Origin of the sequence: Kribbella sp. NPDC003505, from assembly GCF_040610875.1 — a bacterium.
Classification (GTDB): Bacteria; Actinomycetota; Actinomycetes; order Propionibacteriales; family Kribbellaceae; genus Kribbella.
On record NZ_JBEXNA010000008.1, the window covers coordinates 311,488 to 326,153 of the forward strand.

Annotated in this window: 16 protein-coding genes; 7 read left to right on the plus strand and 9 right to left on the minus strand. The window is 69.7% G+C overall.

Annotated elements, in window-relative coordinates; genetic code table 11:
• The first annotated feature begins 182 nt into the window (after positions 1-182).
• Positions 183-1,622 carry an NADP-dependent phosphogluconate dehydrogenase gene (gene gndA / locus ABZX12_RS27705; protein ID WP_355697757.1) on the plus strand — a complete coding sequence of 480 codons (1,440 nt, stop codon included), beginning with the start codon at positions 183-185 and terminating at the stop codon, positions 1,620-1,622.
• On the opposite strand, the gene ABZX12_RS27710 is transcribed toward gndA, so the two are convergent.
• Together ABZX12_RS27710 and ABZX12_RS27715 are read right to left on the minus strand one after the other, a co-directional pair.
• Complete coding sequence (locus tag ABZX12_RS27710) at positions 1,550-2,974, minus strand: MFS transporter (RefSeq protein ID WP_355697758.1); 1,425 nt, start codon at positions 2,972-2,974, stop codon at positions 1,550-1,552. The two genes, gndA and ABZX12_RS27710, sit on opposite strands and share 73 nt — an antisense overlap.
• Positions 2,974-3,351 (minus strand): ester cyclase, encoded by a 378-nt coding sequence (locus ABZX12_RS27715; RefSeq protein ID WP_355697760.1) that lies wholly within the window; start codon positions 3,349-3,351, stop codon positions 2,974-2,976. The genes ABZX12_RS27710 and ABZX12_RS27715 overlap by 1 nt, the downstream gene beginning before the upstream one ends.
• Positions 3,352-3,421: 70 nt before the next feature.
• Here ABZX12_RS27715 and ABZX12_RS27720 point away from each other — a divergent pair, with 70 nt between their 5' ends.
• Positions 3,422-4,039: a TetR/AcrR family transcriptional regulator gene (locus ABZX12_RS27720; RefSeq protein ID WP_355697761.1), complete on the plus strand. Its 618-nt coding sequence runs from the start codon at positions 3,422-3,424 to the stop codon at positions 4,037-4,039.
• 39 nt (positions 4,040-4,078) lie between these two features.
• Positions 4,079-4,543 carry a DUF6319 family protein gene (locus tag ABZX12_RS27725; protein ID WP_355697763.1) on the plus strand — a complete coding sequence of 155 codons (465 nt, stop codon included), beginning with the start codon at positions 4,079-4,081 and terminating at the stop codon, positions 4,541-4,543.
• A 161-nt stretch (positions 4,544-4,704) separates the two neighbouring features.
• Here ABZX12_RS27725 and ABZX12_RS27730 read toward each other — a convergent pair whose 3' ends face one another.
• Positions 4,705-4,845: a hypothetical protein gene (locus ABZX12_RS27730; protein ID WP_355697765.1), complete on the minus strand. Its 141-nt coding sequence runs from the start codon at positions 4,843-4,845 to the stop codon at positions 4,705-4,707.
• Positions 4,846-5,085: 240 nt separating this feature from the next.
• On the opposite strand from ABZX12_RS27730, the gene ABZX12_RS27735 reads away from it, so the two are divergent.
• The 3 genes from ABZX12_RS27735 to ABZX12_RS27745 are packed head-to-tail and all read left to right on the plus strand — an operon-like array spanning position 5,086 to position 7,023.
• On the plus strand, positions 5,086-5,622 hold the full coding sequence (locus ABZX12_RS27735; protein WP_355697767.1) for a DUF6817 domain-containing protein: 537 nt from the start codon (positions 5,086-5,088) through the stop codon (positions 5,620-5,622).
• A 17-nt stretch (positions 5,623-5,639) separates the two neighbouring features.
• Positions 5,640-6,569: an alpha/beta hydrolase gene (locus tag ABZX12_RS27740; RefSeq protein WP_355697769.1), complete on the plus strand. Its 930-nt coding sequence runs from the start codon at positions 5,640-5,642 to the stop codon at positions 6,567-6,569.
• Positions 6,570-6,615: 46 nt separating this feature from the next.
• Positions 6,616-7,023, plus strand: coding sequence for a hypothetical protein (locus ABZX12_RS27745; RefSeq protein ID WP_355697771.1), 408 nt, complete (start codon positions 6,616-6,618; stop codon positions 7,021-7,023).
• Here ABZX12_RS27745 and ABZX12_RS27750 read toward each other — a convergent pair.
• The 3 genes from ABZX12_RS27750 to ABZX12_RS27760 are packed head-to-tail and all read right to left on the minus strand — an operon-like array spanning position 7,013 to position 10,194.
• A complete protein-coding gene (locus ABZX12_RS27750; RefSeq protein ID WP_355697773.1) occupies positions 7,013-7,732 on the minus strand; it encodes a PIG-L deacetylase family protein in 720 nt (239 codons plus the stop codon). The genes ABZX12_RS27745 and ABZX12_RS27750 overlap by 11 nt on opposite strands.
• A gap of 9 nt (positions 7,733-7,741) precedes the next feature.
• Complete coding sequence (locus tag ABZX12_RS27755; protein WP_355697775.1) at positions 7,742-9,043, minus strand: D-arabinono-1,4-lactone oxidase; 1,302 nt, start codon at positions 9,041-9,043, stop codon at positions 7,742-7,744.
• Positions 9,040-10,194, minus strand: coding sequence for an amino acid deaminase/aldolase (locus tag ABZX12_RS27760; RefSeq protein WP_355697777.1), 1,155 nt, complete (start codon positions 10,192-10,194; stop codon positions 9,040-9,042). Before ABZX12_RS27760 ends, ABZX12_RS27755 begins: the two co-directional genes overlap by 4 nt.
• Before the next feature lie 157 nt (positions 10,195-10,351).
• Here ABZX12_RS27760 and ABZX12_RS27765 point away from each other — a divergent pair, with 157 nt between their 5' ends.
• On the plus strand, positions 10,352-11,347 hold the full coding sequence (locus ABZX12_RS27765; protein WP_355697778.1) for an alpha/beta hydrolase: 996 nt from the start codon (positions 10,352-10,354) through the stop codon (positions 11,345-11,347).
• Here ABZX12_RS27765 and ABZX12_RS27770 read toward each other — a convergent pair.
• The 3 genes from ABZX12_RS27770 to dapC all read right to left on the minus strand — a co-directional run bounded on the left by ABZX12_RS27770 (position 11,337) and on the right by dapC (position 14,628).
• Positions 11,337-12,110: a hypothetical protein gene (locus ABZX12_RS27770; protein WP_355697780.1), complete on the minus strand. Its 774-nt coding sequence runs from the start codon at positions 12,108-12,110 to the stop codon at positions 11,337-11,339. The genes ABZX12_RS27765 and ABZX12_RS27770 overlap by 11 nt on opposite strands.
• Complete coding sequence (locus ABZX12_RS27775; RefSeq protein WP_355697781.1) at positions 12,107-13,252, minus strand: M15 family metallopeptidase; 1,146 nt, start codon at positions 13,250-13,252, stop codon at positions 12,107-12,109. Before ABZX12_RS27775 ends, ABZX12_RS27770 begins: the two co-directional genes overlap by 4 nt.
• A 275-nt stretch (positions 13,253-13,527) precedes the next feature.
• Positions 13,528-14,628, minus strand: a complete 1,101-nt coding sequence (dapC, locus tag ABZX12_RS27780; RefSeq protein WP_355697860.1) for a succinyldiaminopimelate transaminase — start codon at positions 14,626-14,628, stop codon at positions 13,528-13,530.
• Positions 14,629-14,666 lie beyond the last annotated feature (38 nt).

The following is a 14,666-nucleotide window of genomic DNA, read 5'->3' on the forward strand; positions in this document are numbered from 1 at the left end:
GTCGTCAGCACGGCCGACAACTCGTACTTCGTGGGGGCAATCGATTTCTGAGATGGGTACCATCGTTGCCACCGCTTTGAGAAGGGCTCACCGCTGTCCAGTTGCCGAGCCCGCTGCAGACCGGGGTTGCCGTTCGCGGGAGACTTGGTCCCGCACACAACTTGAGACTGCGGGAGATTTCGATGAGTTCTGGCAAGGCGCAAATCGGCGTAACAGGCCTCGCGGTGATGGGCCGCAACCTGGCCCGGAACCTCGCGCGCAACGGGTTCCGCGTCGCCCTGCACAACCGCTCCCAGGCCCGGACCGACGCGCTGGTCGCGGAGTTCGGCTCCGAGGGCGAGTTCGTGCCGTCGACGGACCTCGCGGGCTTCGTCGAGTCGCTGGAGCAGCCGCGCAAGGTGATCATCATGGTCAAGGCCGGCGCGCCGACCGACGCGGTCATCGACGAGCTGGTGCCGCTGCTCGACGAGGGCGACATCGTCGTCGACGCCGGCAACGCGCACTTCGTCGACACCCGGCGCCGGGAGGCGGCACTGAAGGAGAAGGGCCTGCACTTCGTCGGCAGCGGCGTCTCCGGCGGCGAGGAGGGCGCACTGAACGGCCCGAGCATCATGCCGGGCGGCTCCCCGGAGTCGTACGCGGCGCTGGAGCCGATGCTCACCAAGATCTCCGCCCACGTGAACGGCGAGCCGTGCTGCGTGCACGTCGGACCGGACGGTGCCGGTCACTTCGTGAAGATGCTGCACAACGGCATCGAGTACGCCGACATGCAGCTGATCGCGGAGGCGTACGACCTGCTCCGGCACGTCCTCGGCCTGGCCCCCGCGGAGCTCGCGGACGTGTTCCGGGACTGGAACACCGGCGACCTCGAGTCGTTCCTGATCGAGATCACCGCCGAGGTGCTCAGCCAGACCGACCCGACGACCGGCGGCGCGTTCGTCGACATCATCCTCGACCAGGCCGAGCAGAAGGGCACCGGCCGGTGGACGGTGCAGTCGGCGCTCGACCTGGGCATCCCGGTCAGCGGCATGGCCGAGGCCGTGTTCGCCCGGTCGCTGTCGGGTGACGTCGTACGGCGGGAGGCTGCCGCCGGCGTACTGCCCGGTCCGTCGGAGACGAAGGCGGACGTCGACCGGGACGCGTTCATCGACGACGTACGGCACGCGCTGTACTCGTCGAAGCTCGTCGCGTACGCGCAGGGCTTCGACGCGATCCGCGCCGCCAGCGACGAGTACGGCTGGAACATCGACCTCGGCGCGATGGCGACGATCTGGCGCGGCGGCTGCATCATCCGGGCGCGGTTCCTGGACCGCATCAAGGAGGCGTACGACCGGAACCCGGACCTGCCGTCGCTGCTCGTCGACGACTACTTCCGGGACGCGGTCGCAAGCGGGCAGGAGGCGTGGCGCCGCGTGGTGGCGACCGCGGCGACCGTCGGCGTCCCGGCTCCGGGCTTCTCGGCCGCGCTGTCGTACTACGACGGACTCCGCGCCGAGCGCCTGCCGGCCGCCCTGATCCAGGGCCTGCGCGACCTCTTCGGCGCCCACACCTACAAGCGCGTCGACCGTGAGGGCAGCTTCCACCTCGAGTGGTCCGGCGACCGCTCCGAGAGCACCCAGTAGACGGCGACCGCAGCCACACACAGGAAGCCCGCCGCTCCGACGCCGGCCACGTTGAACCCGTGGACGACGTCGGAGTGGGCGGCCACTGTCCCGGCGACGGTGCTGAGCAACGCCGTACCCAGTGATGCACCGACCTGCTGCGACGTCATCACCATGGCGCCCGCGACCGCGCTGTCCGAGCCTGCGCCGAGCGTGGCCGTGCTGTTGGCCGCGACCAGTACCCATCCGGTCCCCAGGCCGACCAGCAGGAACACCGGCATGATCTGCAGCCAGTAGTTGCTGTCTGAGCGCAAGAGGCCGAGCAGGGCGAGACCTGCTGCGATGGTGAGCAGTCCGGGGCAGATGAGTGTGCGGACGCTCGCCTGGGCCAGCAGCCGGCTCACAGCGCGCACTCCGACCATCAGCCCGACTGTCAGCGGCAGGAAGCCAAGTCCGGCCCTGATCGGCGAGTAGTGGCGGACCGTCTGCAGGTAGAAGGTCAGGAAGAACAGCGCGGCGAACATGCCGATGGCCAGGCTGAACACAGCCAGGTACGAGCCGCCACGCTTGCGGTTCGTGACGATCCGCAGCGGCAGGAGTGGGGATTTAACGCGGGCCTGCACGGCCAAGAACGCGGCCAGCAGTGCCACGCCGGCGGCCAATGGCGCGTACGTCGCGGCTGCGCCCCAGCCGTCCGACTCAGCTCTCGCAAATCCCAACACCAGTGCCATCAGACCCACCGTGGCCAGCAGAGCACCCAGTACGTCGACTCGTACGCTGGCGCGCTGCACCGCAGGTACGGCGTAAAGCACACCTGCTGCGGCGAGTGCAGCGATCGGGAGGTTCACGTACATGGACCAGCGCCAGTCCAGGTACTCCGTCAGCACACCACCGGCCAGGACACCCAGTCCGGACGCACTGCCCATCACAGCGCCGTAGATTCCGAACGCCTTGCCACGCTCGGCCGGCGACGGAAAAGCGGCTGCCAGCGTCGCCAGCACCGCTGGAGTCAGCAGCGCACCGAAAACGCCTTGCAGTCCACGCCCGGCCAGCAACATGGCCCCGTTGGCAGCCGCTCCACCAAGCGCCGAGGACAGCGCGAAGCCGGTCAATCCGACGAGGAGTGCCCGCCGCCGTCCGATCAGGTCGCTCATCCGACCGCCGAGCAGCAGGAAGCCGCCGTACCCCAACGCGAAGAGCGTGATCACCCACTGCCGCGACGGATCCGACAGCCCCAGGTCCTGCTGCATCGACGGCAGCGCGATGTTCACGATCGTCAGATCGATCCCCACCATCAACTGCCCCGCAGCCACCGCCCCCAACGCCCACCAACGCCTCGTACCGACCTGGGCCGGCACCTCCGTGGTCGCCACTAGAACATACCGTTCGAGTTCGCCGCCGTGTCCGGGATCGGCTGCATGACATCCCAGTGCTCGACGATCCTGCCCTCCTCGTCGAGGCGGAAGATGTCCACGATCGCCGTCCCCGGCTGCCCCGGCACCCGCACTCCGTGCACGTGGGCCATGACGTGGTCGCCGTCGGCGAAGAGTTGCTTGACCTCGGCCTTCAGGTCGGGAAAGTCCCTTCGCAGGGTCGCCAGGAAGGCCTCGAGACCGTCGATGCCGTCGGCGATTCGCGGATTGTGCTGGACGTAGTGACCGCCGATCAGCTTGGCCGCGGCGTGGAAATCCTTCCGGTTCAGGCCGGCCTCGTAGAAGTCGCGGACGGTCTGCTTGTTGCGTTCGCTCATCGTCATCCTTAAGTGAACAGCTGTAGTGCTACGACTGTAAGGCAACGTGCGTTGCAATACAATCGGCGGTATGGACGCTGGGACGACGCGGAGCCGGAACCGGCGCGGGCAGGGTGAGTTGCTGCGCCGCGAGATCATCGACGCGGCACTGCGGATGCTGAACGAGCTCGGTGACGACGAGGCGCTCTCGCTGCGCGCGGTCGCCCGCGAGGTCGGGATCGCCGCGACCTCGGTGTACATCCACTTCGCCGACCGCGACGAACTCGTGTTCGCCGCCCTCGAACAGTGCACCGCCGACCTCTTGCGCGACCTCGAGGAGGCGGAGACGAGCGCGGGTGACGATCCGGTACGGCGGCTACGCGCGCGGCTGCTCTTCCTCGGCGCCTGGACGCGCGACTACGCCGGCCTCTACAAGGTGCTGCACGAGAGCACGCTGAACCGGCGGATGCGCCTGGTCTTCAAGGAGGAACTGACGGTCCGCGCGAAGGCCGCCGTCCAGGCCTGCATGGACGCCGGACTCGCGCCGCCCGACGACGCGGCGGCCGTGGCGCTCGATCTCCGCGCGGCCGTGCACGGCGCGGTCTCGATCCGGATCAACGAACCGGAGGTGGAGCTACCACCGCTGGAAGCGCAGATCGATCGCTTCCTGGTCAGGCTGGTTGGTGTGCGAATCGAACATGTGTTCTAATAGTCGCACAGCGCCATTTCGAAGGAGATCGCCGCAACGATGACTGTAGACACTCTGGCAGTAGAGACGCCGTCCGACGTCGCCGACACTCCCGACCTGATCAACTCGTCGGCCACCACGCCCGAATCCGCGGCGCCCGAAACTCCGGCGCCGGTGACCGCCGACGCGTCTGACGCCGCCTCGGCCGAGGTCGCGAAGCCGAAGAAGGCGCCGGCGAAGAAGGCCGCGAGCAAGAAGACCAAGACCCTCGAGCTCACGCTGACCGTCACCGGGACGGCCGACGGCGAGTGGCGGGCCGAGCTCAAGCAGGGCACGACGTATCTGGCTCGCGACCTGGCCGTCGCCGCGGCCGCGGTGTCCCGCGCGGCCAAGGAGCTGCACGAGGACCTGTCGACCCCGATCGACGAGGTGATCGAGGAGGCCCGCGCGCAGCAGGCCGCGAAGGTGGCCGCCCTCGAGGCCGAGCTGGAAGCAGCCCGCAAGGCCCTCGCCGACCTCGACTGAAGACTCCCCGTGGTCGGTCACCTTCCCTGACCACCACGGGCAGAAAATGCAGAACCCGTCCGCAACCGTGTGAGGTGGTTGCGGACGGGTTCTGATGTTTCAGACTGCGTCACAGACTCTCGCCGGGCTCGCGACACACTTGCCTGCGGCAACCACGTGGGTCAGTGGTCGGCGGTTGCGGAGGACGGCGTGGCGGGGCGGTCCTCGGCGGCGGCGGCCAAGGCGTTGGTGACGGTGATGGTCAGCAGGAGCACGGCGGCCAGCACGGCCACCAGCGTCCAGCGGGCTGCGGTGTTGCTCATGTCCTGATGGTCCCGCCGGCCCCCACCGTCCGGAACCTCTGTCGGGCGGTTTCAGGGCTCGCTCCGGGATCGCCTCCGGCGGAGTCCTGAGCAGCGAACAGGACATGAACCGGGACATGAACACGGACATGAACACGGTGTGACTGAAACGGCACGCCGTAGTGCTGGGCGGGGGTCGGTCATTGCCCTTACCGTGGGTGCCCTGCGGGATTTGGCCGCTCCGGGGTGAGAAGGGGTCAGATGAGCACTTTCCAGGACTTGGGTTCGCTGCTGCTGGTGCGCGGCGCCGACGAGATCGACCATGCGGGCGGAAGCCTGTATGTCCACCTGCACCGCGTCGCCAAGCGCCTCGGCTCCATGGGTGCGTCCGACACTCTGGTGCTGGCCGGCCTGGCCCACGCCGCGTACGGCACCGACGGCTTCCCGACCCATCTGTTCGACTGGCGGACCGAGCGCCCGGTCCTGGAGTCGGTGATCGGTACCGAGGCCGAGCTGATCGTCTACCGGTACGGCGCATGCGACCGGGAGACCACGTGGCGTGACCTCGCCGAGCACCGGACGGTGACGGACCGCTTCACCGGCACCTCGGAGGAGCTCGGCACCGAGGAGCTCCGCGACTTCGTCGACCTGACGATCGTCAACGAGCTCGACGTCCTCGACCACGACGCCGAGCGGGCCGTGCAGCTGCGCCCGTTCCTCCAGGAGCAGATCCCACGCTGGCAGTCTCTCGCCTCACCCGCGGTGCTGACCGAGTCCCAGCGGATCCTGCAGCTCTAGATGTCAGACTGGGGGCCGTGAAACGGTTCCTGTGGCGGGGGTTCCTGGGACTTCTCGGGCTCTGGCTGATCGTCACCGCAGCTTCACTCGGCTACAACCTCGCCACCAACGGAACCGCCGCGCCGCCGCCCGGCCTCAAGTACGTGCAGGCGGCCGGCATCAACACCCGCTACGACACGTGGGGTACGTCGGGAGCGCCCGTCGTCCTCGTCCACGGTTCGGCGGAGTCCGTCGACACCTGGTCACGGGTCGTGCCGCTGCTCGCCGCCAACCACCGCGTGTACGCGTACGACATCACCGGCTACGGATACTCCGAGCGCAAGGGGCCGTACACGGTCGAGCATCTCGCGGCGCAGCTGCTCGGATTCCTCGAGGCGATGCACCTCGGCGGGCCGGGTGAACCGCGGCCGCTCCTGGTCGGGCACTCGCTCGGCGCCGGGATCGCGGCCGAGGCGACGCTCGAGGCGCCGGACCGGATCGGCGGGATCATGTTCCTCGACGGCGACGGGCTGCCGTTGCCGGGCGGTCAGGCCGGGCCGCCGCGCTGGCTGGTGGTCCCGCCGTACCGGACCTCGCTGTTCCGGCTGGTGCTCGACCAGGGCTGGCTGCTGAAGCGGATCTACAACAGCGTCTGCTCGCCCGCCTGCCCGGAGATGGATGTCGACCAGTGGACGCGCCCGTTCCGGCAGCCCGGCGCGGAGCAGGCGATCTGGCAGATGACGGCGCACGGTATCCCGGCGGTCTCCCCCGACCGGCTGGCGATGCTCAGTGCGCTGAAGCTCCCGAAAGCGGTCGTTTTCGGCGCCGAGGACACCAACGGCGGGAACCCGGACGAGACCGCGACCCGCATCGGCGCCCCCGCGCCGACGGTGATCCCGGGCGCCAACCACCTCACGCCGATCTCCAGCCCGGCCGCCGTGGCGGCGGCGATCGACCGACTTCGCTGATCGCAGATTCCTGGAATTCCGATGCCGGCCGACGGATGATCGGAGCATGGCCCGATACGAAGTGGTTGCGCGCGCGAAGCCTGATCGCCGACTGTCCAACGCCGCCTACATCGACCTCGCGCTGAACTCGTGGTCCCTGGACAAGGGCCTGCGTTTCCAGCGGATCGAGGACCTGCCGGACGGCACGGTCGCGATCGTCCTGCAGCAGAAGATGTCGCCGCGCAAGCACGACGCGGCCTGCGAGATGGCCAACCGGAGCCTCGCCCAGCTCGGCATCCGGGCCGCCCAGGTCCAGCAGATCGACCTGCACCGGCTGACCCGCAAGGGCGGCCGCGCGCTGGTCCGCTCCTGGGTCGGGCCGAACAACCCGCCGGGCCCGGGCACCGCCGGCGACCGCGAGCCACGCCGCCCGAAGCCGACGCCGCCGCACCTGCGCGCCTACCTCACGGAGTGAAGACCTCGAACCGCGCGCCGTACTTCGTGCCGAGCTGGGTGCCGGCCGGGCGGGACGTGCCTTCGAGGAACTCCTCGGCGTCGAAGCTGCGGTTCAGCCCGTCGATGTAGGCCTTGTGCGCCTGCAGCGACCGGACGCCGACCTCGAACGTGCCGGTGGTGTCCACACCGTGCCGCGAGTTCGGTGAGCCGGCTGCCCAGACCTGGCGGACGCCGTCCCACTTGTCGCCGGCGTCCGGGAAGATCCAGCGGTTCGCGGCGTCGCGGACGGCGTCGAGCGTGGCCCGGCCGGTGCTGATGTGGTCGGCCTGGTTCAGCAGCACGTCGCCGTCCCAGGTGTCGCGGAAGTTGTTCGTGATGACGATGTCCGGCTGGTGCCGGCGGATCGCGGCGGTGATCAGGCGGCGCAGCGCCACGCCGTACTCGATGGTGCCGTCCGGCTGGCCGAGGAACTCGACCACGGAGACTCCGACGATCCGGGACGACTCGATCTGCTCGGCCTCGCGCAGCGGGCCGCACTCGGCCGGGTCGACGCCGTCGATCCCCGCCTCGCCGGAGGTCAGCAGGCAGTAGACGACCTGCTTGCCCTGCCCGGTCCACCGCGCGATCGCGGCCGCGGCGCCGAATTCCAGGTCGTCCGGGTGGGCGACGACAGCGAGCGCCTTCTGCCAGTCTTCGGTCACCGGCTCGAGCGGTTGCGGTTCACTCATGGTCGCAGGCTAGCCGCCGAAGACCTGGCGGGTGTAGGGGTTCTCGAACGTTCGCTGCGGATCCAGCCGGTCGCGGACGGCGAGGAAGTCGTCGAAGTGCGGGTACCGGCCGCGCAGCTCGGCGGCCGTCAGCGTGTGCAGCTTGCCCCAGTGCGGCCGGCCGTCGTAGTCGGCGACGATGTCCTCGAAGGCGCGGAAGTACGGGTCGTGCGGCAGCCGGTGGTACTGGTGGATCGCGACGTACGCCGTCGCGCGGCCGGACGCCGTGGACAGCCAGATGTCGTCCGGCGCGGCCACCCGGACCTCGATCGGGAACGGGATCCGCGACCCGGACGCGTCGATCCACTCGCGCAGCCGGCGGATCACGTCGACGACGTGCGCACGCGGCACGGCGTACTCCGACTCGCGGAAGATCACGTTGCGCTCGGAACAGAACACCTTGTACGACGCGTCGACGTACTCGCGGGCGGACAGCGCGCGGGAGGCGATCCGGTTGATCCGCGGCACCGTCCCGGGCCGCCGCACGGCGAGCCGGTTGGTCAGCTCGAAGACCTTGTTGGACAGCAACTCGTCGTCGATCCAGCCGCGGACCCGGCCGACCGGCGACGCGCCGACGCCGGGGCCGACCCGGTTGTTCCGCTTGGTGAGCGCGATATCGGTGTGCGGGAACCAGTAGAACTCGAAATGGTCGTTGCCGTCGGCAAGCTCGTCGAAACCGTCCAGGACCTCGCCGAGCGGCAGCGGCATCTCCTGCGCGCGCAGCAGGAACGCCGGCACGCACTGCAGCGTCAGCGAGCTGATCACACCGAGCGCGCCGACCGACACCCGGGCCGCGGCGAACACGTCCGGGTTCTCGTCGGGCGAGCAGTGCAGCACCGAACCGTCGGCGGTGACCAGGTCGAGCGCGGCGATCTGCGTGGCCAGGCCGCCGAGCCGGGCGCCGGTCCCGTGCGTGCCGGTGGAGATCGCGCCGGAGACGGTCTGCTTGTCGATGTCGCCGAGGTTCGCCATCGCCAGGTCGAAGGCCGCGAGACCCTCGTTGAGCTTCCGCAGACCGGTGCCCGCGCCGACGGTCACCCGGCCGGACTCCTGGTCCGCATGGGTGATCGAGGACAGACCGTCGAGGCGGATCATCACCTCCTGCGGCACCGAACAGCCCGTGAACGAATGCCCGGAGCCGACCGCCTTGAGCTTCTTACCCTGCTCGGCCGCGGACTTGACCGCCGCCGCGAGCTCGTCGACAGAACCCGGACGCAGGGTCTCGATCCCGGTCGCCGACTCGGTGCCGGCCCAGTTCCGCCAGGTGCTCATCCGAAGTTCTTCCCTTCGCCGCGGTAGGTGACCAGCTCGGTCACCTGGTCGCCGTCGATTGCCTGCACGACGTCGAACCGCTCCAGCATCTCGCCCGCCTTCGCGTAGCGCATCCACACTCTGTCTCCGAGACGCAGCCGATCGGCCGATTGACCCTGGACCGGCGTCTGCACCTCGCCCGCGCCTTCGGTGCCCAGCAGCTTCAGGCCGGACGGAGCGGCGGGCAGCGGCAGCCGTGACTTCTTCGCCGGTCCGGACGCGACGTACCCACCGCCGAACAGCGTGGCGATCCGCGGCGCGGGGCGACGAACGACGTCCAGCGCGTACGCCATCGCGTGCTCGGGCTGGAACACGTCGTACTTGTCGAAGAGGGTCGGGCCATAGAGGCCGGAGCCCGCGGTCACCTCGGTGACGACCGGGTCGGCGCTGCTGATCTCGAGGCTGCCGGTGCCGCCGCTGTTGACGATCCGCAGCGGCGCGACCTGCTTGACCGCGTCGACGACGGCGCCGCGCCGGTCGGCCAGCTCGGCGGCCGACCGGCGCTTGACCCAGCGGACCGCCGGCGACGTGTCCGGCAGACCGGCGATCTGCGCCTCGTAGAACATCACCCCGGTCAGCTCGAATGTGTCGTCCGCGGCGACCGTCCGGGCGAGCGCCGCGACCTCGGCCGGGGTGCGCAGCGGGGACCGCCGGACGCCGAGGTGCCGGCCGAGGACCCGCAGCGAGGCGTCGACGTCGAGGCAGACCTGGATCCGGGCGGGGCCGGTCGCGGCGGCCTTGATGTACCCGAGGTGCTCCGGCGAGTCGATCATCAGCGTGATCCGGGAGGCCGCCCCGGGATCCGCCGACAGCTCGCGGAGCGCGGCCCGATGCGTCGTCGGGTAACCGAGCAGGATGTCGTCGACACCGTTGCGCGCCAGCCAGAGCGCCTCGGGGAGCGCGTAGCTCATCACGCCGCGGAAGCCGGGCCGCTCGAGCGCGGCCGCGATCAGCGCGCGGCAGCGGACCGACTTGGACGCGATCCGGATCGGCGTCCCGGCGGCGCGCCGGACCAGGTCGTCGGCGTTGCGCCGGAACGCGGCGAGGTCGATCACCGCGTACGGCGCGTCCAGCCGCGCGGTGAGCCGGGCATACCTGTCGAAGTCACCCATAACCGGAGTGTAGGTCACGAAATACTGAAAGGTAATACAACTTCTGGTGTGGTGTGCGGCCGGACCAGTGGATCTCACGGGTTCGAGCGGTGCCCGGCCCGGGCGAATCTGAGGGCGAACCGACCAGACCCGACCAGACCCGACCAGAGAGGTCTCCATGAACGTCAGCCGCCGCACCCTCCTCCGGACCACCGGCGCCGCCGCGCTCGCGGCCGGTGTCGTCCCGCTCGTGACCGGCGGCGCAGCCGCGACCCCCAAGCTGCCCTTCGGCCCGGTCAAGCAGATCGACGCCGGTGTCCTCGACGTCGGCTACGTCGAACTCGGCCCGGCGCACGGCGCCCCGGTGCTTCTGCTGCACGGGTTCCCGTACGACATCCACAGCTTCGAACAGGTCGCCCCGCTGCTCGCCCGCCGCGGCTACCGCGTCGTCGTCCCCTACCTGCGCGGCCACGGAAGTACGACGTTCCGCTCGGCCGGCACGCCCCGCAACGTCGACCAGGCCGCGTTCGCGCTCGACATCGTCGCGCTGATGGACGCACTCGGCATCCAGTGCGCTGTGCTGGCCGGCTACGACTGGGGCTCACGCACGGCGGACATCATCGCGGCGCTCTGGCCGGAGCGGGTGAAGGCGCTGGTCTCGGTCACCGGGTACCTGATCACCAACCTCGAGGCGAACTTGAACCCGCTGCCGCCCGCGGCCGAGAACGCCTGGTGGTACCAGTACTACTTCGCCACCGAGCGCGGCGTGAAAGGGCTGCACCAGTACAAGCGGGAGCTCGGCGACTTCATCTGGAAGTTCAACTCGCCGACCTGGAAGTACAGCCCGGAGACGTACGCCCGGACCGCGGCCGCCTTCGACAACCCGGACTGGGAGACCATCGTGATCGGTAATTACCGGTGGCGGCAGAGCCTGGCCCCCGCCGAGCCGGAGTACGCCGAGCTGGAGGTCCAACTGCAGAAGGCTCCCAAGATCGGCGTTCCCACGATCACGATCGACGGGCGATACGACCCGTTCACGCCGGCCGGCAACGGCTCGTCGTACCGGGACCACTTCATCGGCCGGTACGAGCACCGGACGTTCGACGTCGGGCACAACGTGCCGCAGGAGGCGCCGCGCGAGTTCGCCCAGGCAGTAGTCGACGCTAGTCGATGACGGCCTCCAGGGCCGGTACGACGGCGTGTGCCCAGTCGGCCTGTTTGTCCGGTTGTGTGGAGGTCGTCGCGAGCAGGGCGACTGTCGAACCCTTCACGACCGACACGTCGACGTAGGACTCCGCTCCGGCGTACGTGCGAACAGCGGTCGCAGCTGTGGCGGAGTCCCAGAGCTGCTTGACGCTCAGATCGCCACCGGTGCCGCAGGCCTTCATACGGGTCTCGTAGCCGCGGTAGTACGCAGTGGCCGCCTCTGAGGTGCCGAAGCGGAGCAGGAGAGCCGTGGCAGGTAAGGCGTCGGCGGTACGGTAGTTGCCGGTCAGTGCGTACTGCGGGATCGGGAGGGATCCCTTGACCGGCTGGCCGGCGCAACCGGAGGGCAGGGCCTCGTACGACGCCTGGTGTGGGTCGCGGCGGCGAGTCCACGTGTTGTTGCCGATGAAGCCCGCCTCTGCGCCACCGGGGTCCGTGTACGTCTTCCACCCTGTGCCCAGCTTGTCCGGGGCCGGGAGGTTGTGGGCGGTCAGCGGGCCGGCGCTCGCCGGAGGCGGCGCGGTCGCCTGCTCCGGTACCTCGGGTGGGACGGCGGCGTCAGTCGGGTTGCTGCTGGGCAGTGTGGTCGGCGGCACCGGCACCGTCCCGCTGACCGTGCTGGGGATCACCGGCGTCGGCGTCGAACTCGGTGCTGGTTGTTCAGCAGCCGACTTGGAGCTGCAACCGACCAGGACCGCGGCCAGGACACCGGCGACTACAACGGCCTTCACTTCGGCTGGAAGTGCTGGTAGTCGGGCTTGGCCCAGCCGGCACCCCAGAAGTACCCCTGTCCGATCAGGGCCTTCGTGGCGACGCTGCTGGAGAACAGCATGCCCGGGCGCACCACGGACCGGTTGCGGTACGTCAGCCCGTTCGACGGGTACCAGACGCCGTTCGCGGCCAGGTACGGGTTCTCGACGGTGTTGATGTCGATCGCCCAGCCGTACGAGTGCGGCGACAACGAGTACGGGTCGCCCGTGACGCGGCGGCAGTTGAACGCCGACGTGTTGTCGGCCGCCATCGACTTGATGTCGCTGCCGCCGAACACGTCCACCCGGCGCATCTGCCGGATCGGGAACTTGGACGTGAACGTCGAGGTCCACACGGTGATCATCTTCGCCACCGCGGCGTCCCGCAGGATCAGCTCACCCCGGTGCACGCGGCCGTCGAAGCCCCAGTAGTTCAGCTGCAGCAGCCGCAGCGACGAGGGCCGCACCGGGCACCCGCTGCGATAGGTGTAGGGCACCATCGCGGCGGACACGGCGTACACCTTCGGGTTCAGGGCCGCCTTGATCACGATCGTCGCCAGGCCGGAGTACTCCATCGCGGGCTGCGTGACGTACCGCGTGACGACGCGGACCGTGCGGGTCTTGGGCAGGTCGTCGGGGACTCTCAGCCGGAAGTTGCCGGCCGCATCCATCTTCGCGATGTTCAGCAGTGCCCAGCGGCCGCTGCCGAGGTACTCCTGTAGCGCGAGTTCCTTGCCCGGTTCGGCCGGCACCATCCGGCCGGTGACCGAGACGCCGGTCAGCGTTGCGTACCAGGAGGCCGGGGTGTTGATCAGGATCTTCCGGTCCTGGATCGGCACCGTCCGGTAGTCCGAGATCGCGAGGGCCGTCTCCGCCTTGACGCCGATCATCGTGCGGAACGCCCACGTCCCCGTGTACGCCGAGACGTAGCTGAACCGGTAGACGCCGCCGGTCGTGGTCCGGGTCGACGCGCGCAGCACCCAGGCACCCGGGACGCGCTGCCACAGCGTGATGTACGACCCGGTGATCGGCTGGCTGATCTTGCCGGTGAAGACCGTCGGCTTGTCCTCCCACGAGGCCGCCGGCTGGTCCAGCGTGATCGACCAGGCCGCCGCCGGGGTCACCGCAGCCGACTGCGTGGGTGTCGGCGTGGGTGTCGGCGTGGGTGTCGGCGTGGGAGTCGGGGTCGGCGTCGGCGTTTCAGCTGGTGTCGCCGACGGAGTCACACTCGGCGAGGGAGTCTCGTCCGCATGGGCCACACCGACGGACCCGAGACTCAGTACAACCGCTACCGCCACCCCAACGAAGCGCCTCATCCGCCTCACCCTCCCCTCGACAACACCTACCCATATAAGAGGTAGTCACACAGGGAGACGTCACACGAAGGCGAGAAGTTCTTTTACTCCTGCAGTCGCTTCACGGCGGCGTCGACGCGCTCGTCGGTTCCGGTGAGCGCGACGCGGACGTGCCGCTCGCCCGCGGTCCCGTAGAACACGCCGGGCGCGACGAGGATGCCCCGGTCCGCCAGCGCACCGACGGAGCCGTACGCGTCGTACGACGGGTGTGACGCCCACAGGTACAGCCCGCCGTTCGACAGGGTGATCTCCCAGCCCGCGTCGGTCAGCGCGTCCCGCAGTACGGCGCGGCGACGCAGGTAGCGCGCACGCTGCTCCTCCACGTGGGCGTCGTCGGCGAACGCGGCGGCCATCGCGGCCTGGATCGGCGACGGCACCATCAACCCGGCGTGCTTGCGGACGGCGAGCAACTCGGCCACGACCGTCTCGTCGCCGGCCACGAAGCCGCCGCGGTACCCGGCGAGGTTGGAGCGCTTGGACAGCGAGTGCACCGCCAGCAGGTTGTCGAAGCTGCCGCCGGACACGTCCGGGTGCAGCACGGACACCGGCTTCTCGTCCCAGCCGAACTCCGTGTAGCACTCGTCGCTGACCAGCAGGACGTCGTTCGCCCGCGCCCACTCGACCGCACGCCGCAGGTCGTCCGGCGAGGTGATCTCCCCGGACGGGTTGCGCGGCGAGTTCAGGTACGCGATCCGGACCGGGCCGTCGTACGTCGTCGGGTCCGCGACCGGCACGCTGGCCGCCCGCGCGAGCGCCGCACCGGCCTCGTACGTCGGGTAGGCCAGGTCCGGGATCAGGACGGTGTCACCGGCCCCGATGCCGAGCAGCGTCGGGAGCATCATGATCAGCTCCTTGGTGCCGATCACGGGCAGGACGCCGCGCTGCGGGTCCACCCCGGTCACCCCGAGCCGTCGCGCCATCCAGTCCACGGCCGCCTGCCGCGCCGCCGACGTACCGATCGTCGTCGGGTACGCCGGGGCGTCCGCGGCGTCGGCCAGCGCCTGCTTCACCAGCGCCGGCACCGGGTCCACCGGGCTGCCGACCGACAGGTCGACGATGCCGTCGGGGTGCGCGGCCGCCTTCTGCTTGAAGGGGTCGAGCTTGTCCCACGGGAAATCGGGCAACCGGCTGGAGGTCTCGAAGATCACGCGCCCATTCTCCCCTACCCGCTCGGCAGGTGAGA